Genomic DNA, 24422 nt, shown 5'->3' with positions numbered 1-24422 from the left:
ACGACTGGAGACCGGCGTCGGATTCCTGCTTCCCACCACCGTGGTCGTCGCGGGCTCGACGTTCGCCGGGAAGGTGGTTACGCGTCTGGGTCTGCGGCGCACGCTCATCGTCGCCCTCGCCATTGGCGCGGCAGGCGCAGCCACCTTGGGACTGGCGATGTCGCCAGACGGCTCGTATGCCTCCCTCATGCCCGGCCTCGTCGCCGTCAGCATCGGCGACGGTGTTGTGTTCACGGCCATGTTCATCGCCGCTGCCACAGGGGTGGCAGACCGCGAGCACGGAGTCGCCTCGGGCGTGGTCTCCACCGGTTCCGGAATCGGTGCGGTGGTCGGTCTCGCCATCCTGGTCCTACTGGCTAACTCTGGCACCGAAGGACTCGTCGGCGAGGGACTGCGCGTTGCCACAGCCGAAGGGATCAGAACGGCGGTGTTCGCTATCGCCGGCGGGATTGCGGTAACCCTCCTGCTCGCACTCAACCTCCAAACCGCTCTCGACATCAGTCACACGGTGCCCACGACAGAATATGAACAGCAGGGCGGCCTGGAGGATAAAACCCAAGCAGGATGCAAACAGGACCGATGATCTCGAGCATGCCGCCGAGCACCAATAACAGCGCCGCCATCGAAGCCAGCAGCGGTTTCCGCCCGTCGGTGGCGGGCGGTAAGAGGTAACCTCGTCTCCTTTGGAGTGACAAATGATGCATGGTACTCAAGAGGCTTTGTTGATTGACCGGATTTTCAGCGTGTCCGCAGCGATCCGCTATGTCGCGCTCTACAGAAAGGGTGCACTGGCAGCACGGCAGCGGTCGGAAGTAGCGGATGCTTCGGCGGCCGAGTCGGATCGGTACGAGGAGCTCTTTGTCAATCCCACCCTGCTGGCCCTTGCACGCCAGCGCGGGAATCTAGACTGCGGGGGCGCCAATTTCGTCCTTGTCGGCTATGGCAACTTCCTCCAACTCGTGATCGACCTGCCTGATGGCCATGCGTCGATCTGTTTTGAGCTGGGATCGGCTCCATTAGACTTTCTCGATGCGATTCGAGAAATCGCCATCGAGACCTAGGACAACGGCCTTTCTCCGGCACGGCAGCCAGCTCCGGCGCCCTTAGCATCTGCGTGAAACATTGGACCGGGGTGTAGGAATGGTCGAATTGATACCGTTGCCAGATCATCACGACACCGAGGATTTGCAAAGGCGGCTAAGAGCGGGAGGGAGGATAGTTACTTGAAAGGCCGCAAGGGTCACACTTTGCCCTACGTAAGGGATCCTCTTGCGAACGCCTGTTCTGTCGTAAGTTGGAACTCGGGATTAAGCACCTGCTCAAATTCAGGACCTGCCAGTAAACCTTCCTTTGAAAATGCCGATAAGTGTGGATTTTCTGCCAATCCGATTGGTTCCTGGAATTCTACAATCGCTGATCGTGTGACGATATACAAACCTTCAGTTGATAATTTCCGAAGTCGGCGCGCTAATCATGCCGTTAAACGCTCATCTGAACGAAATCAAAATAGTTCGGCATTTTCAACACATTGCCACACCCACCAGAGCGATTCATTATCAAAAAAGTACCGTCAGCGAGGCGTTCCATTCGTGAAAGGCCCTTTGCGCCTGCGCAAACGGGGGCTGCGGTACCTGTCCTCCTCCCCAACACACAGGAGCATAGCGCACCCGCAGTCACGCAACGCGGTGGGCTGCGCTTCTGCTAGCTTACAATCTGTTCGGCGACAGCTTCTTCGAGGCCAGCTGCCGCTTGGGCGGCAAGACCGCCGGCCGCTGCTTGTGAATCGTAAAATTCCTCAAGCGCATAGACTCTACCCCACCGCAGGATGAACACGTGGAGACCACGGTTGACGTACGACGCGTCGCCGTTGAGCAGCGTTGCGGTGCCGTCCCACTGGGCAAACACGGTGGTATGCCAAGGCCAGCCGTTCACCCAGATGTGGTTGACCGTGAGATGGAGAGTGGGCAGGACACGGCCGAGGCGCTCAAACCAGTGGCGCACGGCTACTTTATCGTGGCGCTCACCACCAAGCGCGTGGGCGCCAGAAACGCGGTGATGGACATGCGGCGCGAGTGCTTTCACCGCCGCATCCCAGCGATGGTTGTTGACGTGGTCGAAGCTCTGCCGGATCGATTTCTCGACAAAATAACTGTATATCATTTGACCTCTCCTTTAGACTTATTTGATGGCGTGATCGAGGGCATCGTGTGGCGAGCCACGCGGACGCAAGAGCCCGCGGCCGGCAGCAGGCAGGCTGCGGTCTGCACGTCGGCTCAACGCATTGTCACGTCGGCCCGCAGATGCGTGTTAGTCTCGGTCGAGACCGTCACCTCCTTGCCGGACCTTGAGAACGCGTAAAGCGAGTCCTGATGTCCTGGCATGGAAAATGCCACGGAGTCGCCGTCGGCGAGGCCCATGACAACCCGCAGCGGATCGCCCCCGGTCTTCGGCGCGAAGGTGGCGGTGACCTCCAGCAGTTCGCCGTCGACCGGGACGTAGTAGACCGCCATGTCGAGGTGTCCCTCGTGCAGGCTGCCGCCTTCGATCGGGCGTCCGATAGTTGCTTCTTCGGCAAAAGCCGGGGTCGCAAGAAAAAGCACGGCCAGGAGCGATGCGCTCAGGGTTTTGCGGATCATCTCATATCTCCTTTTTTAGATTTCGTTCGCCCTCTATATAGGGTATAGATTACGAATGCAATCAAAAAGGAGATGACGATGCGCGTAAGTCGCAGGCCGCGGAAAACCGCGATCAATGTAGCGAGCCGCCTTTTTCGGGAGCGAAGTGTTGAGTTGCGCCACCAATTGACCCACTTTTCCATCTTCAATTGACCAGGTTGATCGAGATGGTGGGTCAGCACCTCTTGTCATCCAGGTGTTGGTACTGGACGCTCCGCCAAGGCAAGGTTCTTCCGTCCGAACGATAGCAGTTGCCAAACCTTCATTGTCTTGTTCATTGTGCATCCTTTCAGATGAACCGGATATTATTGACAATCATTCGGATTGTATTGCGATATGAATGACGAACACTTCCTCCATTTGGTCGCCATCTCATGAGCCAGGACCCGCACTCCCACCTCCAGGGCATTTCAGCTTTTGTACATTCCGAGGAGACAGGCAGCTTCGCTGCTGCCGCCAGCCGCATGGGTCTTTCCAAATCGGCCCCCGGGAAATGGTCGCACGGCTGGAAGAGCGTCTTGGTGTCCGGCTGCTCAATCGCACGACACGCAGCCTCAGTCTGACAGCGGAAGGCTAAGACTATTACGGAAGCTGCTTCAAAGTGCTGGACGAGCTCATGACAGCGGAGGCGATGCTCGCCTCTCGAAAGCGCGAGGTGTCTGGCTTACTGCGGATCAATCTGCCGATTTCGTTCGGTCGCCTGTGTGTCATGCCGGTGCTGATGGATGTGGCAGTCAAGAACCCAAATCTGCAACTCGATATTTCCTTTGCGGATCGCGGCGTCGATCTGATGGAAGAAGGAATCGATCTTGTTGTCCGTCTGAGCGATCCCGGCAATCAGGCAAGCCTTGTCGGACGACGCATGGCACGCAACACTCACTCATCTGCGCCTCTTCGGATTATCTGGATCGTCGCGGGCGTCCGGCTTCGGTTGAAGAACAGAAGGAACATGACTGCCTTGCCTTTTCCAAGGACGGACGCCCCTTGCCATGGTTGATCGAGGCCAGCGATGGTGTGTCGACATCCTTGGACATTCAGCCGCGCCATACGATCACCCAAGAGGAAGCCCTGCGGCCTTGAATGGCTTGGGCATTGCCTCCCTTTCTACATGGCTGGCGGCCGCACACGTAAGAACGGAAGCTTGAAGCTCTCGCAATCTCAGCGCCCGCAGAGGACATGCCGATCTCCGCTCTCTGGCCGCGGTCGCGCGACCTTTCACCAAAGATGGTGGACGCGCTGGTTACGGCCGCCTGTGCAATCTCGGCATCGTCCAGTCATTTCAGCAAGTCGTCAAATTGCTCTCCGTTCGGTAAGTCGCGATGACCATGTGAGACGTACCGCCGCCAGTCTTTATGATGGGTGGCCGGCTTTATGCCATCGGCAGTCTTGCGCTCGTCTACCATGCGTTGACCATATGCTTATCCCATCTCATCTGGTGCCAATGCGCTTCCGCGAGAGGTCGACGTCAGTCTCTGTAGGAATCGAGCGGCTCATGAGGTCTCCAGCATGAAGGTTCTGACCAACTGGCATTTTCCTAGACGCCTCCTATTTTGTCGAAGCTCCGCTTCCCTTACACATACCGGTAGGCATGAGAAAGCCACTCAAAGATCTTTTGCGCGCAAAGTACCCTACTCCGCGGCCATTGCCCTCTGTGGTGCCAGTTCTTCGATCGCCTCTCCGTGGTGGTCATCTTTCGTTGGCTTGATCCGGAACCACACCGCGTACAGAGCTGGAAGGAAGAGGAGAATCATTACTGTGCCTGCAGCCGTTCCGCCAATCAACGTATAGGCCATCGATCCCCAGAACACCGAATGGGTCAAAGGTATGAAGGCAAGGATGGCAGCAAGCGCGGTCAGAATAACAGGCCGTGTCCGTTGCACCGTGGCTTCAATAACGGCGTGATAGTCATCGAGACCGGCAGCTTGATTTTCCTTGATTTGTTCTGTCAAGATCAACGTGTTGCGCATGAGGATACCTGCCAATCCTATCAATCCGAGAATGGCGTTGAAGCCGAAAGGCTGATTGAAGAGAAGCAACGTCGGGACCACCCCGGCAAGTCCGAGTGGCGCAGTCAACATGACCATCGTCATCGTTGACAGGCTGCGAACCTGGAGGATGATGACGATCAACATCGCTGCAATCATGGCCGGGAATATCTTGACGAGTGCGACATTGGCCTTGAGGGATTCCTCGATATTGCCACCCATCTCGATGCGGTACCCGACGGGAAGCGATGCGATCAGTGGCTGAAGGGCCTTCATGACCTGCTGTGAGACCTCCGGGGGTTGTGTCGCCTCGTTGATGTCAGAGCGTATCGTGATCACAGGGGTGCGGTCGCGGCGTTTCAGGATCGGCTCCTCAAATTGGATCTCGGAATGGCCGATCTGATCAAGGGGGACCTGTCGGCCATCCCTGCTCATGAGCGAAAAATCGCCCAGCCTTGAAGGATCAAGCCGGTTGTCACCTGCGCTACGTGCGACAACGGGGACGTTGCGGATGTTGTCGCGCACCTGGGTGACAGGGATGCCGCTAAGCAGCAACTGCATCTGCTGAGCTGCCTCAGAGGGCGAGAGACCGATCAGATTTAGCCGATCCTGGTCGGGGACAAACCGCAGCACCGGAGTTCGGTTACCCCAATCCCGGTTGGCCTGTCGGACATCTGGAACACTTTTCATGATAGCAAGAGCCTGCTCGGAGATTTTGTAAAGTTCATCCGGATCCGGTCCCATGACCCGAAACTCGACCGGAAACGGCGTGTAGGGCCCAAAGACAAGCTGCGTTACGCGCACGGATGCCTCAGGAACAAGCCCGTCCGAAACGGCGGCTCGCAGACGATGCTTCAAAGCCTCGCGTGCGTGAGCATCGGGGGTGAGCACGACGACCTTGGCGAAGGCAGGGTCGGGCAATTCAGGTGCCATGGCAAAGAAGAAGCGGGGCGCACCCTGCCCTACATAGCTGGTGACGATTTTTGCTTCCGGCTGAGTTTGCAGCCAGCCCTCGACTTTCTCCACTGCGGCGGTTGTGGTCTCGATACTTGTGCCTTCGGGCATGCGAACTTCGACCAGCACTTCAGGCCGATCCGATGTCGGGAAGAACTGCTGTTTTACACCTCCCATCCCCATGACCGAGACAGCCATCGTGATGCCGACCACGGCACATACCATGAATTTATGGCGAACCGCGAACTCGATGAGGGAGCGCAGGCGACGGTAGTTCGGCGTATCGTAGATGGCTTGATGTCCACCTTTGACCGGCTTGATGTCAGGCAGCAACTTGACGCCGAGGTACGGGGTAAAGATCACTGCAACAAACCACGAAACGATCAGCGCGAAGCCCACGACCCAGAAAATGTTGCCGGCATATTCACCTGCAGTCGATCTTGCAAAGCCCACTGGCATCAGACCAATGATTGTGACGAGGGTGCCGGACAGCATCGGCGCCGCCGTATGGCTCCAGGCATAAGCGGCGGCTTTCATGCGGTCCATGCCCTCCTCCATCTTCACTACCATCACCTCAATGGCAATGATGGCATCGTCCACGAGGAGGCCCAGCGCAAGGATCAACGCGCCGAGCGTGATACGGTCGAAGAACCGGCCGGTTTCCAGCATGATGAGGAAGACGACGGCGAGCGTCAGCGGTACAGCAAGCGCGACAACGATGCCGACGCGCCAGCCGAGGGCAACCAGGCTCACGAACAGCACGACGCCAAGCGCCATTGCGAACTTGAGCATGAATTCGCCGACCGCCTCGTCGATGTTAACGGCCTGATCGCTGACTTTGGTGAACGTCATGCCCAGCGGCAGTGTCTGCGCGATCGCGGCGGATCGCGCTTCCAGCGCCTTGCCGAGATCAAGACCATTCCAGCCCTGTTGCATCACGGCACCCAGCATGATTGTGGGCTCGCCCTCATGGCGGATGATGTAGGTTGCCGGATCTTCATACCCGCGCCGAATATCCGCCAAGTCGGAAAGTTTTAGAGTGCGTCCAGCCGCAACGATCGGCGTATCGGCGATCGCCTGCACACTGTTATAAGCCCCGTCGAAACGGATGAAGATCTGTGGCCCACGCGTATCGATGGAGCCGGCGGGCGTGACTGTATTCTGTCTCTGCAAAGCTGCGGCGATATCGGTTGCCGATATTCCAAGTGTCGCGAGCTTGGCATAGGAAAACTCGACGAAGATCTGTTCGGGGCGCTCTCCCAGAATGTTGATTTTCTTGACACCCGGAACATGCAGGAGATCCTGACGGATGACCTCCGCTTGTCGCACCAGATCGCGCATTGGCATCCCCTTTGCCTTCAGTGCATAAAGACCGAAGCTCACATCGGAGTATTCATCGTTGACGAAGGGACCAATGACGCCTGGAGGGAGATTTCGGGCTTCGTCGCTAAGCTTCTTGCGAGCCTGATAGAACTCCTCTTCGACGGCGGCCGGCGGCATGCTATCCTTCAAAGTTACGGTGAGGAAGGCGTAGCCGGGCCGCGTTATCGTTTCGACACGATCATACCAGGTGAGTTCCTGGATGCGCTTCTCAAGTGGCTCAGCGACAAGATCCTGCATTTCACGCGCAGTGGCGCCTGGCCAGACTGAAGTGACCGTCAGGGTCTTGATGGTGAAGGAGGGATCCTCGGCGCGTCCCAGCTTGACGAAGGCGTAGACGCCTGCAGCCGCCAACAGAACGATAAAGAATAAGGTAACGGCGCGTTCGCGAACGGCGAGGGCTGAGAGATTGAAGCTCATTATTTTGTCACCTCTTGCTGCGAGGCAATTCTGACAGCTGCGCCATTTTCCAGCAGATGTGCGCCCAGTGCGACAACCTGCTCACCGATTCCGATTCCGGTGACAAATGCCGTCTCCTCACCGATCCGTTTAATTTCGACTGGCGTGAACTTCACGGTGGAAGTGGCACCGTTGACAACCCAAACACCTGTCCGGCTACCGTCGTCCAGGATGGCACCTACCGGAACAGCGACCTCCGACTGCCTGTGCGCGTCCAGGATTTTAATCGTCACCGTCGAACCGAGCGGGGCAGAGGCGGCGGCGCCATCGAGAACATAGCGCGCCTCGTAGGTACGGGTTTGCGGATCGGCGGCATCAGAGATCTGTCGCAAGCGGGCCTTTCCGCTGAGACCGCCACCACCATAGACATTGGTCTTGGCTTCGGATCCGATATCGGGCCGCAAAGTCTCAGGCAGCCAGACAAGAGCTTCCCGCGGGCCAGCTTGCGCGAGTTGAACGACCGTCTGGCCCGCCGCCACGACCTGTCCGGGGTCTCCAAGCGTCTCGATGACAGTTCCATCCGAATCAGCAAGAAGAACGCTATAGGTGGCTGCATTTTCTGCGACCTTGGCGTCAGCTTCGGCCGCGGCCAGTTGTGCGGTGGCTGTGTCGAGCGCCGCTTTCGCCTGTTCATAACGCTGCGGGGTGGCAGCCAATCCACTTTTTACCAGCGCCGCATAGCGTTTCTCATCTGCTTCCACCTGGATGAAGACGGCACGCGCTGCGATGACCGTATTGCGTTTTGCCGTAAGCGCGAGTTGAAGATCTGTTTCATCGATGCGCATCAGGGCCTGGCCTTGTCTCACCTGCTGACCCACATCGACCATCCGCTGGACGATCTTGCCGGGCACCCGGAAACCGAGGTTGCTCTGCACCCGCGACGCGACCGTGCCGGTAAATGACCGCTCTGCCGTTGCAGTCTTCCCCGCCTCTGCCACGCTTACCAGTGGTGCAACTGTCCTCGGATCCGCGGCTTCGGCTTTCCGTTCAGTGGTTCCGGACAGGAAAAAGGCAGCGGCCGCCGCCACTCCCAAAAAACCCACAAAAGTCAGGACGTATTTGCGTTTCATTTTACATTCTCTGCTTGACGAGCGATCTGCACAAATTAGATTGCGATCTAACTCTATTTACGATATAGATGTCAAATGAAATCTAATAGGAGGTCAAAATGAGAGTGAGCCGCGCACAGGCCGAGGAAAATCGCGAGACGGTGATCAACGTTGCAAGCCGTCTCTTTCGAGAGCACGGCTTTGATGGGATCGGCCTGAAGGATCTGATGAAGGGTGCCGGCCTTACGCAAGGCGGGTTCTACAAGCAGTTCTCGTCCAAGGACGACCTTGCTGCCCAAGCATCCAGGCGCGCGATGGAAAGCGCCACACGCAGATGGTCGATAGCGGCCGCGACAAGCTCCAATCCTCTCGAAGCAGTCATGGAGTTCTACCTCTCACCGGGACATCTTAGAGAAAGGGCCGACGGTTGCCCTTTGGCGGCGTTGGGATCGGACGCTGCGCGGCAAAGTGAAGAGGTGAGGCGGCCATTTGAGGATGGGATCCGAGCTCACTTTGAGGTCCTGGATGAGCTGATGGACGACGCCAAGAGCTCGAGCTCCAGTCCCAGCGGCAAGGCAATGGCGATACTGTCCCTGATGGTCGGTGCCGTCACGCTATCGCGCCTCCTTAAGGAAGAGAATTTATCGCGAGCGGTTCTGGACGCAGCCGCCGGCGAAGTCAGGCGCATTGCAAGCGGTGAAGATGTCGCCTGATAGGCGCAGTCGGTTCGTTTATCTAGCGGCGGTCGTTGGCCAACCTGTGTTTAGGCATGCAAAAAGTTCAGTGCTGATTGACGCCGTCCGCAGTGAACCGAGCGATCTCGCCATCAATCTGATCGAGCAACGGCGACACTTGAGAGTAATCGTCCGTGTCCTGGTCCGTCAGCCTATGGGCAATGATCTGCCCGCTGTCGGCATCCACTGCCAGATGCAGTTTGCGCCAGTGGCGGCGTGATCTGGCGCCATGTTTCTCCTCCAGCCACTGCCCGGCGCCATAGATTTTCAATCCCGTGCTGTCGACCAGCACATGCAGCGGGCCATCTGGAAAGGCTCGCTGTCGTCTTTTTGATGGCAGCCACTTCTGCGCCCGGCGGCTCAGCGTCGTGTGATCGGGAACAGGCACTTCCAGTCCCATGAGGCCAAGCACCGAGTTCATCAGCCCCTCGGTCTGGCGCAGGCGCATTCCGAAGGCACAGCCAAGCATCAATGTCGTCTCGATGGCAAGATCGGAATACCGGGGCTGGCCACCTCATGTCTTTCGAAGAGGGGCGCGCCATCCTGCCAATGCCTCCGGCGTAACCCACAGTGTCAGGCTGCCACGGCGACGCAGGCCTGCTTCATATTCCGGCCAATTCGTTACCCGTAATTTCATCTTCGCGATGTGATGACGGCGAGCAGCATTGTGTTTGTGGGGCATGACAACATAATCAAAGTGAAAACGATCCAATCTGCTTATCGCCGAACCGTTAAAAACCATTCATGCACCAACGCCCTCGCAGGGCCTCCATCTGAACAACAGATGCGAAAAGCGAACCGGCGCAACGCCGGTTCGCTTTGGTCGTAACCTCAATCGATATAGCCCTTGTTTTTCAGCCAGGCCTTCAAGCCTTCCTTGCTGTCCGGCGTGACCTCTTTGGCAAATGCATTTGTGTGCATGAGCGAGCCTTCGGCAGGATCGTACCAGAGCGGATCCTGACTTGGCAGCATGCCGGGCTCAACCTTTTTCTGCGGCACCCACCACTTACCGGCTTCCCAGTACATCTGCGTCGTCTGGTCCTCGAAGCGCTTCTCGGCGCTGTTATATTTGATGTTGGGATATTTCGACAGATCGGCCTTGTCAGGATTGAAGGGCAGTTGAAGATATTTGAGATCATCCTGACTGTCAGCGAGTTTTCCGTCTTTAGCCGTCATGTTTCGTATAGTCTCGGACACTTCCTTAGCCTGATCCGGCGACCAGCTGTTGAACAGCTGGCCGAGGCGGGCACGGTTATAGTCCAGATCTGCGTATGTCTCTGTCAGAACATTGTTGGCGCTGCGTGTCGCAGGATCACCGCCCATGAGGTGTTCGTCGCCGGGGAACACGGTTTGCAGGATCCCCATAAGACCTTCATCCAGAAGGTCGTTGTGTTCTGCAAGCATTTCCGCTGTCTTCCGGTCCTTGACGCCGTACAGAACCTGAATGGCGTCCGCATCCGCCTTGTCATAAGTGTGGGCGGCATTATATGCACCGCGACCGCCAACGATGCCGGCGCCCGCCACCTGCAACACGGCGGCAACGCCCGAAACCTTCAGGGGACCAAGCCGTGTCAGAAGTCTCGACAGCCCGCTTTGGCTTTGCTGCAGGAGCGCCGCGTCGGTGCCCCTCGCCGCAACCGTGGCGAACATCGCATCGCTGATCGTCGCGGTACCGTAACCAAACGACTTGACGCCATCCTGTTTGGTTCCAGCCCAACCAAAACCGTTCAAAACCGCATTGGTCAAATCAGCAGCGACGTAGAGCGTATCCACACCACCGCCGCGGACGCCATCGAGCATATTGAGCTTGCCTGTCCACCTCTTCTTTTCCACATCGGTCAATGTTGTGCTCGCATCGATCCGCGCCTTCACTTCATCGATCTTCACTTTTGCCGGCGTATTGGCAGTGGAACCCTTGTCCAGGAAAATCTGTCCCGATTTCGGCAACAACGATGTCTGCGCCGCGGTAAGCATCATGAGCGTGTGCGGGACATAATAGACGAGATCCGCAGGTGAACCGTCGAGAGCGTCGATGTTGCGGCCGAACAGAACTGCACTGCCACCCGATGACAGGCGCGTGGCCGCATTCAATCCGAAGTTCAACCGTCCCAGAGTGGCGATCTGTCTTTTCTCGGCATCGGTCGCTGTTGCCTTGCCGTCGACAAGATCGTTGAACCGGGCTTCGCCAAGGGCTGCCTTGGCATTGCGAACATAGGCATCTGCCGTAGGACTGAGTGTCTTGGCATCCTTCATGGCCTTGCGCTCGGCATTTGTCGCAAGACTGCCGTCGGCAAGAATCGACTGGTAGCGGTTTTCGCCAAGGGCGACATTGATATTCTTGACGCCGCCTTTCAGCGACTCGGTTACCGCCTGGGTGGCAAGCGCCCGCGTTGCTCTTTGGACCCAGATTGTCCCTGGTGTTTTCGGGTCACTTGTCTCGGCATTCTGATAAGGATCGTCCGTCTGTTTCGGACGCTCGGGCAGATCTGCCATTGCCTCCTTAACCGATTTGGATTTGGTCATCATGATGCCGGTGCCGAACAACATCGGGATTGGCGCGTCATTGTCCTGGCCATCCACTTTCTTGTTGTCATTGCTGTAGATCTTCACGCCAAGCTCGATACTTTCCTGCAATTCCCACTGCTTTTGCTTGGTATTGCCGGCCTCTACCAGCTTTGCGGATTTCTCCTTGTTCTCCGGCGACATACTATCGATCGCCTCCATGTCGCGGGCGAGCTGGCCCGCCGCCGGGATGCCGGTATCGGCCTTCACATTGCCGTTCCATCCCTCAAGACCGTGGTAGAGTTCGTTATACTTGGTGCCTATGTCATCATTGAGGGTTTTGGCCGCGGCGCCGAAGTTCTCAATGCTGCGGCGCGTCGCCCATTGCGCATTGGAGTTCAGCGCCTGATAGCTGTCGCTATCCGTATCGATCTCGCCTTTTCGCTTGTCGGTTTCGACAGCAGTATGGGCCGATATTGCGGCGAGCAGCGATGTGCCGCCACCCTTCACGTCTTCCCGGCTGACGACCTTGAAGAACATTTGCTGGTTGAAGATATTGCCCTGGTCTCCCGGCAGGTCTGATCGCATCTTTTTGACGATATGTTCGGCAATATGGTCAAGGACTTGCTTGCCTTTGCCGGGCTTGTCGCCGTCATTGTAGAGGATGTTCTGGCTGGCCACACTCAAGTCTATGACAGCCTGCATTTTTTCCTTCATGTCGCCGTCGCGAAGGCCGGCCCCGGAAATCGCATCGATCGACTGATCGATCATTTTGATAACCTTGGGGTCGGATGCGAGCAAGGAACCGCTACCGGGAAGCGTATTTTCCGTGCCCGTCTTTTCGCGAAGCTTGGCCATGAAGGCCTGGGCCCCCGCTAGATCGCCCTTACCGAATGCGCTCGTCAGTTCGTCAACCTTCCGGTCAACGCGGATTTCCTTGATTGCCTGTTCTGCGCCGGTCTGGAGTGCTTTTGCATATTCGCCCGGTTCGCCCGCGCTGAAGTTCATGTAAATATTGGCGCGGTTCGAGAGTGCCGTTATCTGCTCCGATTCTGACGGCCCGGCGGCAAGTGCCAGGTCGACCAGCTGTTTCTTCGTTTCGCTGGTGACCTTGTCATAGTCCCTGGCGTCGCCTGCCGTGGCAATAATGCCGAGCTGGTCATCCGTACGGCCTTCGGCTTTCCACTTGCTCTCTTTCAGTTCGCGCGCCTGGTTGAACGCCTCGACGAAGACGGGATCATTGGGTGCGCGCTCCAGGATCGGCTTTGTCAGATCGCTTGCCTCACTGACATCAACTTTCTTGTCATTGTTCTTGTCATTACCCAGTTTTGGTGCACCCTGCCCGACAGTCGCCAGATCAATTTCCTGCGCTATCGCCACGACAAGGTCATCCTTTGCCGTGTCTCTCTCGGTCTGGGTCTTTGAATTGTCGCTGGCAATCTTCAAGGCGCTGCGTTGCGATTCCAAAGAGGCAAGCCGTTCGGGACTGAGAACATTGATCTGGTCGCAATTCTGCAATGTTTTGTCTGCGTCCGCCGGCGCTGCTGGCCGGTTGCCGAAGGCCTTCGGATCGAGTTCAGGCGTTGCCACCAGCTGGTCATGCAAGGCCTTGTTGTCCGTCGGATCGATACCCGCCTTGTCATAGATACGGAAGGGCCATACGCCCGGTTCGGTCCGGTACTGAGAAATTCCGGCCGGATTTTCGTTCCAGCCATGCGGTGCCGCAACGGCCGGCGGTTTTGGAGCAGCCGGCTTTGTTTTCACGCTCTGGTCCAGAGCCCCGTCAAACTTGTTAGCGACGTCGGCAGTCGAACTGCGCATGCGTTGAAAAATATTATTGAACCCAAAAGACATAGGACAATCTCCCAAATAAAGTGTTCACCACGCGTTGCGTCTGCTGCAGATTGCTAGTCGTTCCATTTCACTGGATCGCACTCGATCCCATACTTGTCTTTCGCATGCTGGCCGATCAGCTGGTCCATGCTTTTGTCTGTGACGCCTGTCGTCGACGTCCAGGTGTGCTCTAGAAGACTGTCGAAAATGGCTTTGGTCTTTCCAGGGTCGGTATAGGGCGGGATCAGCTCATCGAGAATTTCCCTCCGTTTGTTTGACCGGACATTAACGTCGTCGCCATAGTTTTGATTGGGATCGAGAAGGGCTATTGCCGCCTTTGTCCTGTCTTCGATGCTACCATTGTGTTCGTCGAGATAAGCTGCGATTGCAGCCTTGCGCTCGTCTGGAGACTTGGAATTCTTTATTGTTTCAATGGCACTTTGCTTTTTCATCGCATCTGTTGCACCCGCTGGTGCATCCGATCCGAGAACCGTCGCGTCACTTTTTTCTTTCATCCCTTCGGGGGTGCCGGCCGGTGCATCGGACCCGGGGATCGGCTCAGCTGGCGTCTTGGGAACAACGACAAAATCAGCCCTCAGATCACCTTCGTGATACGCATGAATTAAGTCCGGATTGGTAAACTGTACATTGTCTCTGACCATTTCGTAGGCCGTAGGCATATCCAAACCGAACTGCTCGGCGATCTTGTATTGGGAATCCCCCGCCGTCGGGACGGTAACGGTTGTTATTGACAGCATCTGTTTCGCATCTGTGAAGCCGAGCTGCTTGGCTTGCTGTTCAAGCGCCACTTGCCAGGACTTGGTTTGTGCCGGGTTGACATTATATGTCGCCAAACCATCGGCGCTCTTCAGGCTGAAGCCTTTTTCATCGTATTTAAGAACCAATGCCATTGTGTTTCTCCTTACAAAACCACGACTTTTGTTCCGATTTTTACACGGCGATAAAGATCAACGACGTCTTCGTTCGTCAGGCGAAAACATCCCGATGATGATGATTGGCCAACGCTTTCCGGCTCGTTCGAGCCGTGAATGCGATAGAGCGTATCACCCAGATAAAGGGCGCGAGCCCCAAGAGGATTGTCCGGTCCGCCAGCCATCCGGTGCGGCAGGTCCGGGCGCCGGGAAAGCATGTCCGACGGTGGACGCCAGTCCGGCCATTCGCGCTTGCTGGAAACGCGCTCCGTACCGCGCCAGCCATAGCCTTCCCGTCCGACACCGACCGAATAGCGCAGCGCACGCCCATCCGGCTGCACCAGATAAAGCGCCCGGTTTTCCGTCTCGATGACAATCGTTCCCGGCTTTTCGTGGGTGTCGTAGGCAACGACCCCGCGCGGCATGGATGGCTGGAGCGTATCGATGGCCACACTGTCCTGACGCGCATGGCGCGGGGGATAGCTTTCCGGTCCCATCAGAAATTCGAGATAGCCATGCTCGATTTTGTGGTTCTTCTTGTCGAGCACAGGCGGGGACGGCTCTCTGGATTGCGCATGGTCGCCCGCCGATGCGTAACCAAGACATACAAGCATAATGGCAAACGATCCGATGCCTGATTTCAGCACGACCATGGAAACGAAACCTCCATTTGACCTTTGGGCATTTTGAGCTTCGGCCCGGCGAAACGATTGGAGAACACGATCTAGATCAACCCCGCTGCAACAAGGGCATTGGCAACTGGTTGGAAGGCGCGTTCCGGAACCGGGTTACCTATGCTGGCCGTATTGGCGATTTGCCGTGCAAGGTCTCCGTCGACCGATAAAGGGATGCCCATGGCGCCTGCCTGCCGGCTCATCTCGATCGCATCCGGTCCCGACGCCCGGCAAACCACGACGGGTACGGGGGTCTCGCCGCGGATATACCGGATGCCAACAAGGATGGTTCCCGGGTCGCCAATAAGGAGCACGGCATTTTTCAGACCGGTCTTTCCGTTCGCGACGTTGCGGCGCTGGCGCTGGCGCTCCTGGCGGATCTGCGGATCGCCTTCCATATCCTTCTGTTCACGCTTGCTTTCGGTTTTGGTCATGCGCATTTCGCGCAAGAACAGCCATCGCTGAAGAAAGATGTCGCAGAAGCCGATGACCAGAAACGCTCCGACGGCAATTGCCGCCAGTGGCCTCAACATGGCAAAAAACGTTGCCTGCAGGCACAGGCCGCCGCAGGAAGGCGACTCAAACAAGGCTTTCAGTCCCGCCTGAAACACCAGGACGAAGGCCGTCGTCACAGCGATGATCTTGAAAAGCGCCTTGGCGAATTCAACGACGCTTTTCAGCGAGAATATACGTTTCAAACCGCTGGCGGGATTGATCCGGTCAACGTCCGGCTCGATCGGCTTGACCGAGAAAACAAAACCGCGGGTAACCGCCACATTGGTAATCAGGATCGCAAACATGGTGATGATCAGAATTGGCAAGGTAGCGGTCAGCAAGGCCTGAACCGCAATCGTGCTCAACCGGTGCCAGACCTCGTCGAAAGGCCGATCGTAGATATGTGAGGCTTCTTCGAGTAGTGCGCCGATCTTTGCACGCAGGGTGGGAGCAATATAGACCAGGAAAATCGTGCAGGACAGGATGATCACGCCCGACACCATATCCGGGCTGTGGAGCACCTGGCCTTTCTTGCGCGCATCTTCGATCTTCTTGTCTGACGCGGGAAGGGTTTTTTCTTCGCTGGTCTGGCTCACCTCTTCTACCCTTGATTATGCGGACGCGAGCAAGCCGATTGCCTGCGCCCGCTTCGCTGGATCTTGAATCGAACGTAGCTTTGCGGCTTTCACCAGAATCTGGTTCTTCTGATTTGCCGGCATGTCCGGCACGTCGATGGCGCGCGCGCCTGCAGCATCTCCCGACAGGCTCAAAATGATCATGTAATTGACGAAGTGGCGCTTCTCGGCGAGCGGCGATGTCACGACGCTGTTCATGCTGGTCGAAGCATCCGGAAGCTTGTTGGACAATGCCTGCGCGAGCGCGATATTGGTCTTGGTATCCAGGTTGGCTGGTTGCAGAGCGAGCGCTTTGGCGAAGGCGCCTTCGGCTGCAGCACCGTCGCCGCTCAGAACCAGAGCGGTACCGAGTTTGTTATAGGCGGAGACGGAATTCACGGCCTGCGCAGCGGGCGCGAGTGTTCTGGCTGCCGCATTGGCATCGCCGCGCTGCAACTGCACCGTTCCCAGACCGAGCAGCGCTTTGGCGTCCTGCGGATTGATCTGCAATGCGGCGCGATAGGCCTGTTCCGCCCCATCCGGATCGCCGTCCTTTAGCCGGGCATCGCCGAGTTTGACATGGACGGTGGAATCGTTAGCCGACATTTCGGCTGCACGTTCATAAAGCGCCAGCGCCGTGCCGCTTTCGCCTTTCGCATCGATGTCCTTGGCAATCTTCATGAGCTTGGATTGCTCGCTCGCAGGCCTCTCGACGGCGGCACTCTGCTCGTTCGTGGCAGAGACACAACCGGAAAGCATCGCCACGGCAACCATAAGTGGCACGACAGACAATCCACGCGAATACCTTTTGATCATGCCAATGGTCCTCATTGTGTCGACAGCGTCGACTCATCCACGCTGCGACGTTGCCGGCGCTCTTCCGGTACCGTTCCGTCGATGTAATTCTGTGCTGCCCGGGCAACCGGTGCTGCCATTGCCGGACCCATTTCCCGCCCGTGCATCAAATCCTGTTTTCGGCCGGCCATATGCTGCAGATTGAGATTGTTCGAACAGCCGGAAGGCAAATAGAACGGGTCGGCGGCCGTATCTGGGGTGATGCACGCATCGGGGACGAGCATGGCGGCCTCTTCCCTGTCGTACCCTTTCCTGACGACGCCAGGCCTCGGGGCACCCTTCAGGCTGACATAGGCGTAATTGGGCGAATAGGGCTGTGGCTTGCTGCCCATGCAACCGCCAAGAATGGCGAGGGAACCAGCCAGAACCCCCAGGCGCAGCAGCGAGCGAGCGGAAATGCAAGGGCGGTTATTCAACATAGAAACCATACCCCTTGTTGACGATCTGCTTGCTCTTCTTGCGCGGGGACGAAAGCGTGCCGGAAGGACTGTCCAAAGGCGTTTTCAGATTGCGCGACGATGTCGGCGTCACCAGATAAGGCGTGATCAGGATGACCAGCTCGGTCTCGTTGCGCTGAAAGCGCTTGGATTTGAAAAGCTCGCCAAGAATTGGCACGTCGCCAACGACCGGCGTCTTGTTGATCGATTGTGTTTCCTGCCTTTGGAAAAGACCGGCAATGGCGAATGTCTGCCCGCTGCCAACCTCGACCGTTGTATCTGCGCGTCTGATGCGCAGCGAGGGGACGACCAGCCCGCCGATCGAAACAACACTGTCCTGCGAAACGCTGCTGACCTCCGGCCTTACCTGCAGGGCAATGCGATCATTGGGCAAAAGCGTTGGCGTGAACTGCAGCGACACGCCGAACTGCTTGTATTCGATGCCGATTTGTTCGTTACCGACCGGCACGGGAACGGGAATCTCGCCGCCGGCGAGAAAGCTCGCCGTTTGGCCGGTCACCGCAGTGATATTCGGCTCGGCCAGAATTGTCAGGACCCCATTGGCCTGCAAGGCATCCAGGAGAACGCCGACATTCACATGCTTGCTGCTGATGCCGATACCGGTTGCGCCGCCCTCACCGCTTGTGTTGCCTGTCCGCACAAGCCCAAAGGAGAAGGACCCGCTATTGACGACAGCGCTCCAATCAACGCCGTAGCGCGACAATTCATTGCGCGCGACTTCCGCGAAGCGTACCCGGATATTGACCTGGTTCGGGCCGGATATGGTGGTGTTGTTCAGTGCAGGCTTGTCGGGTTTCGAATAGCTTTGGAGCACATTGTCGGTATCGAGGGCTTCGCCGACATTCTTGGTCTGGCCCTTGCCGACGAATTGCTCGCCGAACAGAGTGATATCAACCGTCGATGTCGGCTGCAAAACCTTGGCCGATTGCTGCGCTTCCCTGGGATTGCCCACGACGCGAATTTGCACCGTACCGCGCATGCCCTGATCGGGACTGAGCGCAATCAGATTGGTATTGCCGATCTTGGTGGCGTATATGTAGACGGCTCCGGGCGATACCACACGTACATCGGCAATGGAGGTATCGGCCAGAAAAACCGATTCGACAGGCTGGTCAAAGCGCAGGATTTGCCCTTGCCCCATGGTGAGTTTCAGCACCTGTCCGGCCGTTGCATCGACTTTTACCTGAGCGGAAACCGGCGTCAAGCAAGCGATGAAAGCGACCAGGAGCGCCGCTATCAATCCTGTCTTGTTTTGTATTTTTAGTATGTCCCCCCATGGGAGGAAACCAAGCATGAGCATAGGGTAATTGTCCGCCACATTTTGATGTTGCCGGTTGCTGAAATCGATCGAACGCCTACTCATTTGCCCCAACACCGATCTGCCGTATCTGGTTCGACGCCGGAAGCGAGATATAGCCGAGGGACTGCACGCTGAACTCTGGAGAAATCTCTTGATAAGACAGGACCGGCAGATTGATATCGTTTCTGATCAGGAGGTTCCTGATGGGCCGGCGGATATCCATTGTCGTCAGAACCGTTCTGACAATGTCCGCATCAGTGCCGTTGAACTTGCTCTTCAACTGCTCGATGATCGGCCTTGAAATTACTTCCGGAATATTGATCGAGGGGCTTCCCGTTCCCTGCTGGACGCTGGCGCGCACCGCATCCTCGGTCTCGCGCGTCAGCAGATAGGCGGAAACAATCCGGTTCATTTCCGAATGCCGGTGGCAGATCTGCCTTGCCAGTCCGATGCGGGCATATTCGGCCAGCACATAGGGATTTTGTATCTGCGCTCCCCACTCGACGATGGCTTGAAGGATGACGCGTAGATTGGTGATCGGAATATCCTCTTCAACCAGCCGGCGCAAAACCTCGGAGATCTTCTGCAAGGACGATAAGCTGATGGCCTCTTTGACGAGATCGCCGTAATCATCTTCGACCTGCGACAGAAGAAACCTTATCTCCTGCACATCGATGAAGTCGGATGCATAGCGGCGTACGACACGCAAAAGAACTTCCATCAACACGGCAACCGGCTCGTGAAAGGTTATTCCGGCCTTTTCCAATGTCTGTTTATGACTGTTGGCGACCCATACGGAATCATGGCGCCCGATCAGGACAGGGCGGACCTGATAGGGAATCGACATGAGATCGAGATGAACCTTTTCGTCCGTCACCAGAAGCTGGTCGATGAAGATGACGCCATCGGTGACCGGCACATCTTCAAGATCAATGCGGAATTGGTCGGGTTCAAGGACCGCATCCGGCCGAACGCCGATTTGCGGTACGCGAACACCGATATCGGTAAAAACATTGCTGCGGACCTGCTCGATACTTTCCTGCAGGGAAGCCAGAGCAACCGTTTCGGCAAGGTGCGGTCCGAGGCACAAAACCAGCCGCTGCGACCCCGGCAAATATCCAGCCTGACCATTCGCCAGCGTCTGTTGCGGCTTGGTGATGTTTCCTATCTGCATAACGCCATCGGCATCATCATCCGGGTGTTCGCTCTGCGACGTCGCCACCCTCTTGTGCACGACATAGGCGAGACCGCCTGCCAGCGCCGCCAGTGTCCAGAACACGAATGTCGGAAAGCCGGGAACGAGACCAAAACCAAACAGGATGACGGCAGCCAAAGCCAAAGCCCGATGATTGGCGCCGAGCTGACCGACAATCTCCGTTCCGAGATCTTCGTTCCGATCCGATGTCACCCGCGTGACAACGGTGCCGGCCGCAACCGCCATCATAAGCGCCGGTATCTGCGAGATCAGGCCATCGCCGACAGTCAGCAGCGAATAGGTGTGTGCCGCCTCGCCAAATGGCATGCCATGCTGCAGCGATCCTATTGCAAGGCCGCCGATCAGGTTGATGGCGATGATGATCAGCCCGGCCACGGCATCGCCTTTGACGAATTTCATGGCGCCATCCATGGCCCCGTAGAACTGGCTCTCGCGCTCCAGATTTTGCCGCCGGCGTTTCGCCTCGGCCTGGTCGATGTCGCCGCTGCGCGCTTCGCTATCGATACTCATCTGCTTGCCGGGCATAGCATCCAGTGCAAATCGTGCGCCGACTTCGGCCACGCGCTCGGCGCCTTTGGTAATGACGACAAACTGCGCGATGGTAATGATCAGGAAGACCACCAGGCCGACGACCACTTCCCCGCCGACGACAAAATCGCCAAAGGCCGAAACGATCTGCCCCGCATCTGCCTGCAGGAGAATAAGCCGAGTCGTTGTGATGGAAAGCGACAGCCGGAAGAGCGTTCCAAGCAGGATGATCGACGGCAGCGCCGAAAATTGCACCGGTTGCGAAATGTAGAACGCGACAACGAAGATCAACAGGCTGAATGCAATGTTCATCCCGATCAGCATGTCGACAAGAAATGTCGGCAAGGGGATGAACATCATCACGATGGCAAGCAGCATGAAGGCTGCGATGACAATGTCGGAGCGCTTCGATGCGGCCCGGGCAAACCGGTTCAATGAGGCGAGCACCATCATGCGGGCGCCCTCCCTTCTATATAGTCGCGGAAGGTCTTTCGTGCCTGGTCATGCTCACCTCGCAACCACTGCGCCCGGCTCTTGAGCAAAGCGAGGTTGGACGAACTCGTTCCTTCGATATCCTCGATCCTGTCGATGGCTGTCAGGGCGCGGTTGGCCGATTCGGTTTCAACAAAAACCGCAGCCAGCGAGCGAAGAACCGCCGTCTCGTGCGGCGCGATCTTGGCGGCGAGCAACAGAAACACCAGACCGCGCTCGGGCTGACCCGCACGACAGTAGAGATAGCCAAGCCCATGCAGAAATTCGACACTGTCCCGGCGCCGCTGAGTCACTGGCCCATTGCCTGACTTTGGGCCTGGCTCAGCCGATCCTGCAATTCGCGTCTGCTGTCGATTTCTTCCGTCAGCATCGAGGCCGTGATCGCCGCAATTTCTTCATCAATGTCCAGTTGGGGCAGCAGATCACTGATGAGATAATTGAGAATTTCCTGCGAACGGGACAGGTCGAATAGACCCGGATTGGCAAGCTTGGGTTTTCTCAGCCGCCCTATCTGGCCGATGAAAGGTTCCTTTGCGCGTCTGGCCGCCTGTTCAGAGCGTGCCAGAGAAGCATCAAAAGCCTTCGATTGAGCCTGCTCGACCTTTGTAGCATCGGGACGTGCCGAAACAGATCCGGTCTGCGCCCGGATCCGATCATCTTGCCGACGAACGTCAAGTGCCATTCCCATCCCCCATTACTGCGCTGTGCATCCCTCGGACAAGACGCAGTAACTCTTGTTTCAGCGCATAAGCCTTTCCAAAAATCGAAGACAATTCCTGGGGTGATGCATGTTCCAACTAGAACGTCAGAACAAACTCTTCATCCTGGCGGCCAGCGATGAGGCGTCCGTCACGAATGTCCTTGATAATCCAACCATCTTCCAATGCGGCACCCTTATACAGCCGTGTCCCATCGGAGCTGATCGCATAGGGTGCATCCCCGAACCAGACAGCCTGCAGATTGAACTTTGGATATACTTTTGGTGCCATAGTGCCCACGAGACTCGTCAGCACATATGTTCCGCCATAGGTGCGATCAAACCAGTTCTGGACATTGGCCCAGGCTTTTTGGTCCTCGGCACCGAGATTTCCCGATACGGTAAGCCGGGTTCCGTCAGCCTCGACCTTGAGAGCCGCCAATCCAATCTCGGTGAGCTTGCTTTTCAACGTTGCTACGACCGGCGCAGCTGCGGCGGCCAAAGCCGGCATGCCTTCGTCAATGCTGTGCTTCGCGGAATGCGTGACAAGGGACGGATTGTTTGAATCGAGAAAATCGCCAACCCCAGCCTGCACGGCCGCCATGGTCAAAAGGGTCAGCGCTCCGCCGCCGATTGCAATCCAGCTGGCGCGCGGCATTTTGAACGGACCATCGCCTTCAGGAACCGGCGTAGACAATTCGATGCTGGCCCCGCCAATCTGGAACTCGAAAGGCACCGAGGCGCGCAGCCCATGGCCGACCGGCACAAGCGTATGCCCGTCGATAAGGACATCGCCGCCAATGGCCTCGATCAACACATCCGAGCCCTGGAACTGAAGTGTCATATGATGTGCAGTGACATCCCCATCGCTGAGGGTCAGATCACAATCTGCCGCCGAGCCGACACGATAAGCCGAACCTTCCAGCGGAAGTCGAACACCGTCATGAACACCGGCAGTAACCCGAAGCAATAACGCTGTCTTTAGTTCCTGAAACCTTACGACGGAGCCCATAGCAGTTGCCTCGTTTGCAAAATATTCGACATATTGTCATGCATCTTCATACCGGGCTCAAACTTGGCAAAAGGCGCCCGGCTCGCAATAAAATTTAGGTGCAGATGGCGCGAACGCCATCTGCGGAAACTTGACAATCAGTTGTTCGGACGCTGCTTGGCAGCATCGAGCGCAACCTTCTTTTCGGTCGTGATTTCAGTAATCTTAGCCGACTTCTCAATCGCCTTGTCAAAAGCTTCGGTCATCTTATTGATCGAACTGTCCGAGCTTTGCGACCCGCCGCCAACACCTGGAACACCAGCCATGCTATTTCTCCTTCAGAGTAACACTCATCTATCGAATGAAATTTTTGCACTGTCTTGGGCGCCAACCTCGTCCTTGGACTTCGCGAACTGCCTGGCAATTCCTGATAGTATGAAAAAATAGAGAAGGCAATTTTCCAAGGTTCAGTTCATATTACGAACTGTAACTATAGTTGATGCTGGAATCGTATCAGTACAATATTGCGCGACACAAGGTCAAAAGTATTTCAAAATTTGAACTATTCAAAATAAATGATGTTCATACTGACAAAAAATGTCAGTATGGTCGTTATCCATTTCATATTTAGTTGCGTTGCATATGTTTCGTTGCTGTTATAGAGATAAGCACAACACTTCTTTCAAAGGTGCTTCGCATGACTTTTCCGATGACCGTTGGACATTCGCGAGCGCTCGTTTTTTCGGTAGCCACCGCTGCATGCTTTTTGGGCGCCCCTTTTGCGTCCTTTGCGCGTGCCCCCGACTGGTCGGGCAAACCCTATTCCTATGTGCTGATCAATCAGGATGTCCGCGATGCCCTTAGGGAGTTCGGCCGCAATTTGAATATTCCTGTTACGCTCTCCGACAAGATCCGCGGGCAGGTCAGAGGCGAAGTGCGAGCCGACACGGCCGGTGCTTTCCTGACAAGATTGGCGGAAGCCAATGGGTTGATCTGGTACTATGACGGCACCATTCTGCATATCAACTCCAGCGAAGAATTTGCGACGCAGATTATCGACCTTGGCCGTGCGAACGGAGAAGTTGTCGTTGATGAGGTTGCGCGGCTTGATCTGATGGATGACCGGTTTTCCATCAAGTCCACCCCGAACGCCCCCGCCTTGCGCGTGTCCGGCCCTCCCGCCTTCATCGCTATGGTCCAGCAGGTTGTCTCAACTGTGCAACCGCCGCCCCAGGCCACGGCGGACGATCCGCGTGTGCGGGTTTTTCGCGGGGGCCAGAATAACGAAGTCGTCGAAGAAATCGCACAATCCGATAGCACGGCCAGTGAACGAAATACCGGCAAGACCGGCAACGGGAAACGATTGCCGACGCGCGCCGGAACACAGCCAGGAGATTAATGACATGGTTACAATCCAGAATGTTATGCAGCAGCCCGCCAACGCAGTGCCATCGCCTTCCGAAGCGCAGCAACAGTTTGACGCGGCCCTCGATCAGGCTGTGCTCAGCGGCGGCAGTTCGCTGATCGCGCAGGAGATGATGAAGATCGCCAACGAGATGTTAAACGAAGCAATGTCTGAAGACGAGTAACGCCGGTTCT

23 protein-coding genes and 1 pseudogene are annotated in these 24422 nt (G+C 56.7%); 8 read left to right on the top strand and 16 right to left on the bottom strand.

Annotation, left to right across the window (positions count from 1 at the left end; genetic code table 11):
- Positions 1-40: 40 nt before the first annotated feature.
- Together N8E88_RS05810 and N8E88_RS05805 are read left to right on the top strand one after the other, a co-directional pair.
- Entirely contained in the window at positions 41-583 is a 543-nt protein-coding gene (locus N8E88_RS05810; protein ID WP_262291558.1) for an MFS transporter, read from the top strand.
- 112 nt (positions 584-695) lie between these two features.
- Entirely contained in the window at positions 696-1061 is a 366-nt protein-coding gene (locus N8E88_RS05805; protein WP_262291557.1) for a hypothetical protein, read from the top strand.
- Between the two features lie 640 nt (positions 1062-1701).
- Here the strand turns inward: N8E88_RS05805 and N8E88_RS05800 are convergent.
- Positions 1702-2160, bottom strand: a complete 459-nt coding sequence (locus N8E88_RS05800; RefSeq protein ID WP_262291556.1) for a nuclear transport factor 2 family protein — start codon at positions 2158-2160, stop codon at positions 1702-1704.
- Between the two features lie 113 nt (positions 2161-2273).
- Positions 2274-2636 (bottom strand): hypothetical protein, encoded by a 363-nt coding sequence (locus N8E88_RS05795; protein ID WP_262291555.1) that lies wholly within the window; start codon positions 2634-2636, stop codon positions 2274-2276.
- A 379-nt stretch (positions 2637-3015) separates the two neighbouring features.
- Here N8E88_RS05795 and N8E88_RS31725 point away from each other — a divergent pair, with 379 nt between their 5' ends.
- Positions 3016-3252, top strand: coding sequence for a helix-turn-helix domain-containing protein (locus tag N8E88_RS31725; RefSeq protein WP_410010547.1), 237 nt, complete (start codon positions 3016-3018; stop codon positions 3250-3252).
- Between the two features lie 39 nt (positions 3253-3291).
- Positions 3292-3672, top strand: a complete 381-nt coding sequence (locus N8E88_RS05790; protein WP_262291554.1) for a LysR substrate-binding domain-containing protein — start codon at positions 3292-3294, stop codon at positions 3670-3672.
- A 631-nt stretch (positions 3673-4303) separates the two neighbouring features.
- Here N8E88_RS05790 and N8E88_RS05785 read toward each other — a convergent pair.
- The gene (locus tag N8E88_RS05785) at positions 4304-7414 is read right to left on the bottom strand and encodes an efflux RND transporter permease subunit (protein ID WP_262291553.1); all 3111 of its coding nucleotides are present in this window, start codon (positions 7412-7414) and stop codon (positions 4304-4306) included.
- A complete protein-coding gene (locus tag N8E88_RS05780; protein ID WP_262291552.1) occupies positions 7414-8523 on the bottom strand; it encodes an efflux RND transporter periplasmic adaptor subunit in 1110 nt (369 codons plus the stop codon). Before N8E88_RS05780 ends, N8E88_RS05785 begins: the two co-directional genes overlap by 1 nt.
- Before the next feature lie 98 nt (positions 8524-8621).
- Between N8E88_RS05780 and N8E88_RS05775 the strand changes: the two genes are divergently transcribed.
- A complete protein-coding gene (locus N8E88_RS05775; RefSeq protein ID WP_262291551.1) occupies positions 8622-9215 on the top strand; it encodes a TetR/AcrR family transcriptional regulator in 594 nt (197 codons plus the stop codon).
- Positions 9216-9297: 82 nt separating this feature from the next.
- On the opposite strand, the pseudogene N8E88_RS05770 reads toward N8E88_RS05775, so the two are convergent.
- The 9 genes and pseudogenes from N8E88_RS05770 to sctV all read right to left on the bottom strand — a co-directional run.
- Positions 9298-9918, bottom strand: a pseudogene (locus N8E88_RS05770) (IS5 family transposase); the annotation flags it as partial.
- 149 nt (positions 9919-10067) lie between these two features.
- Positions 10068-13592 (bottom strand): hypothetical protein, encoded by a 3525-nt coding sequence (locus N8E88_RS05765; protein ID WP_262291550.1) that lies wholly within the window; start codon positions 13590-13592, stop codon positions 10068-10070.
- Between the two features lie 53 nt (positions 13593-13645).
- The gene (locus N8E88_RS05760) at positions 13646-14482 is read right to left on the bottom strand and encodes a hypothetical protein (RefSeq protein WP_262291549.1); all 837 of its coding nucleotides are present in this window, start codon (positions 14480-14482) and stop codon (positions 13646-13648) included.
- A gap of 11 nt (positions 14483-14493) precedes the next feature.
- Positions 14494-15156, bottom strand: a complete 663-nt coding sequence (locus tag N8E88_RS05755; RefSeq protein WP_410010546.1) for a L,D-transpeptidase — start codon at positions 15154-15156, stop codon at positions 14494-14496.
- Between the two features lie 71 nt (positions 15157-15227).
- Complete coding sequence (locus tag N8E88_RS05750; RefSeq protein ID WP_262291548.1) at positions 15228-16268, bottom strand: EscU/YscU/HrcU family type III secretion system export apparatus switch protein; 1041 nt, start codon at positions 16266-16268, stop codon at positions 15228-15230.
- Between the two features lie 15 nt (positions 16269-16283).
- Complete coding sequence (locus N8E88_RS05745; RefSeq protein WP_262291547.1) at positions 16284-17102, bottom strand: tetratricopeptide repeat protein; 819 nt, start codon at positions 17100-17102, stop codon at positions 16284-16286.
- Positions 17103-17113: 11 nt separating this feature from the next.
- The gene (locus N8E88_RS05740) at positions 17114-17560 is read right to left on the bottom strand and encodes a hypothetical protein (RefSeq protein WP_262291546.1); all 447 of its coding nucleotides are present in this window, start codon (positions 17558-17560) and stop codon (positions 17114-17116) included.
- Positions 17550-18893: a type II and III secretion system protein family protein gene (locus N8E88_RS05735; RefSeq protein ID WP_410010553.1), complete on the bottom strand. Its 1344-nt coding sequence runs from the start codon at positions 18891-18893 to the stop codon at positions 17550-17552. Before N8E88_RS05735 ends, N8E88_RS05740 begins: the two co-directional genes overlap by 11 nt.
- A 61-nt stretch (positions 18894-18954) precedes the next feature.
- The gene (sctV, locus tag N8E88_RS05730) at positions 18955-21096 is read right to left on the bottom strand and encodes a type III secretion system export apparatus subunit SctV (protein WP_262291544.1); all 2142 of its coding nucleotides are present in this window, start codon (positions 21094-21096) and stop codon (positions 18955-18957) included.
- A 135-nt stretch (positions 21097-21231) separates the two neighbouring features.
- Here sctV and N8E88_RS31720 point away from each other — a divergent pair, with 135 nt between their 5' ends.
- Positions 21232-21360, top strand: coding sequence for a hypothetical protein (locus N8E88_RS31720; RefSeq protein ID WP_410010552.1), 129 nt, complete (start codon positions 21232-21234; stop codon positions 21358-21360).
- Between the two features lie 64 nt (positions 21361-21424).
- Here the strand turns inward: N8E88_RS31720 and N8E88_RS05720 are convergent, their stop codons facing one another.
- From N8E88_RS05720 to N8E88_RS05710, 3 genes are all read right to left on the bottom strand, one after another.
- A complete protein-coding gene (locus N8E88_RS05720) occupies positions 21425-21817 on the bottom strand; it encodes a hypothetical protein (protein WP_262291542.1) in 393 nt (130 codons plus the stop codon).
- Positions 21818-21932: 115 nt separating this feature from the next.
- Positions 21933-22844 (bottom strand): SctD/MshK family protein, encoded by a 912-nt coding sequence (locus N8E88_RS05715; protein WP_262291541.1) that lies wholly within the window; start codon positions 22842-22844, stop codon positions 21933-21935.
- A 137-nt stretch (positions 22845-22981) separates the two neighbouring features.
- Positions 22982-23149, bottom strand: a complete 168-nt coding sequence (locus tag N8E88_RS05710; protein ID WP_262291540.1) for a hypothetical protein — start codon at positions 23147-23149, stop codon at positions 22982-22984.
- 371 nt (positions 23150-23520) lie between these two features.
- Here N8E88_RS05710 and N8E88_RS05705 point away from each other — a divergent pair, with 371 nt between their 5' ends.
- Positions 23521-24222, top strand: a complete 702-nt coding sequence (locus N8E88_RS05705) for an EscC/YscC/HrcC family type III secretion system outer membrane ring protein (protein WP_262291539.1) — start codon at positions 23521-23523, stop codon at positions 24220-24222.
- Between the two features lie 4 nt (positions 24223-24226).
- Positions 24227-24412 (top strand): hypothetical protein, encoded by a 186-nt coding sequence (locus tag N8E88_RS05700; protein ID WP_262291538.1) that lies wholly within the window; start codon positions 24227-24229, stop codon positions 24410-24412.
- The last annotated feature ends 10 nt before the right edge of the window (positions 24413-24422 follow it).

Source organism: Phyllobacterium zundukense (assembly GCF_025452195.1).
Lineage (GTDB): Bacteria > Pseudomonadota > Alphaproteobacteria > Rhizobiales > Rhizobiaceae > Phyllobacterium > Phyllobacterium zundukense_A.
The sequence above is the reverse complement of the archived record's forward strand: the minus strand, read 5'-3'. Positions and strand labels throughout refer to the sequence as shown.

Bases quoted from the DNA above. Each gene is read 5' to 3' on its own strand.
- N8E88_RS05795 (WP_262291555.1), bottom strand. From the start codon at position 2,636: ATGATCCGCAAAACCCTGAGCGCATCGCTCCTGGCCGTGCTTTTTCTT.
- N8E88_RS05715 (WP_262291541.1), bottom strand. From the start codon at position 22,844: ATGGGCTCCGTCGTAAGGTTTCAGGAACTAAAGACAGCGTTATTGCTT.
- N8E88_RS05800 (WP_262291556.1), bottom strand. From the start codon at position 2,160: ATGATATACAGTTATTTTGTCGAGAAATCGATCCGGCAGAGCTTCGAC.
- N8E88_RS05790 (WP_262291554.1), top strand. From the start codon at position 3,292: ATGACAGCGGAGGCGATGCTCGCCTCTCGAAAGCGCGAGGTGTCTGGC.
- N8E88_RS05765 (WP_262291550.1), bottom strand. From the start codon at position 13,592: ATGTCTTTTGGGTTCAATAATATTTTTCAACGCATGCGCAGTTCGACT.
- N8E88_RS05710 (WP_262291540.1), bottom strand. From the start codon at position 23,149: ATGGCTGGTGTTCCAGGTGTTGGCGGCGGGTCGCAAAGCTCGGACAGT.
- N8E88_RS05785 (WP_262291553.1), bottom strand. From the start codon at position 7,414: ATGAGCTTCAATCTCTCAGCCCTCGCCGTTCGCGAACGCGCCGTTACC.
- N8E88_RS05805 (WP_262291557.1), top strand. From the start codon at position 696: ATGATGCATGGTACTCAAGAGGCTTTGTTGATTGACCGGATTTTCAGC.
- N8E88_RS05780 (WP_262291552.1), bottom strand. From the start codon at position 8,523: ATGAAACGCAAATACGTCCTGACTTTTGTGGGTTTTTTGGGAGTGGCG.
- N8E88_RS05735 (WP_410010553.1), bottom strand. From the start codon at position 18,893: ATGCTTGGTTTCCTCCCATGGGGGGACATACTAAAAATACAAAACAAG.
- N8E88_RS05775 (WP_262291551.1), top strand. From the start codon at position 8,622: ATGAGAGTGAGCCGCGCACAGGCCGAGGAAAATCGCGAGACGGTGATC.
- N8E88_RS05700 (WP_262291538.1), top strand. From the start codon at position 24,227: ATGGTTACAATCCAGAATGTTATGCAGCAGCCCGCCAACGCAGTGCCA.
- N8E88_RS31720 (WP_410010552.1), top strand. From the start codon at position 21,232: ATGGCTGTCAGGGCGCGGTTGGCCGATTCGGTTTCAACAAAAACCGCA.
- sctV (WP_262291544.1), bottom strand. From the start codon at position 21,096: ATGATGGTGCTCGCCTCATTGAACCGGTTTGCCCGGGCCGCATCGAAG.
- N8E88_RS31725 (WP_410010547.1), top strand. From the start codon at position 3,016: ATGACGAACACTTCCTCCATTTGGTCGCCATCTCATGAGCCAGGACCC.
- N8E88_RS05755 (WP_410010546.1), bottom strand. From the start codon at position 15,156: ATGGTCGTGCTGAAATCAGGCATCGGATCGTTTGCCATTATGCTTGTA.
- N8E88_RS05705 (WP_262291539.1), top strand. From the start codon at position 23,521: ATGACTTTTCCGATGACCGTTGGACATTCGCGAGCGCTCGTTTTTTCG.
- N8E88_RS05745 (WP_262291547.1), bottom strand. From the start codon at position 17,102: ATGATCAAAAGGTATTCGCGTGGATTGTCTGTCGTGCCACTTATGGTT.
- N8E88_RS05740 (WP_262291546.1), bottom strand. From the start codon at position 17,560: ATGTTGAATAACCGCCCTTGCATTTCCGCTCGCTCGCTGCTGCGCCTG.
- N8E88_RS05720 (WP_262291542.1), bottom strand. From the start codon at position 21,817: ATGGCACTTGACGTTCGTCGGCAAGATGATCGGATCCGGGCGCAGACC.
- N8E88_RS05760 (WP_262291549.1), bottom strand. From the start codon at position 14,482: ATGGCATTGGTTCTTAAATACGATGAAAAAGGCTTCAGCCTGAAGAGC.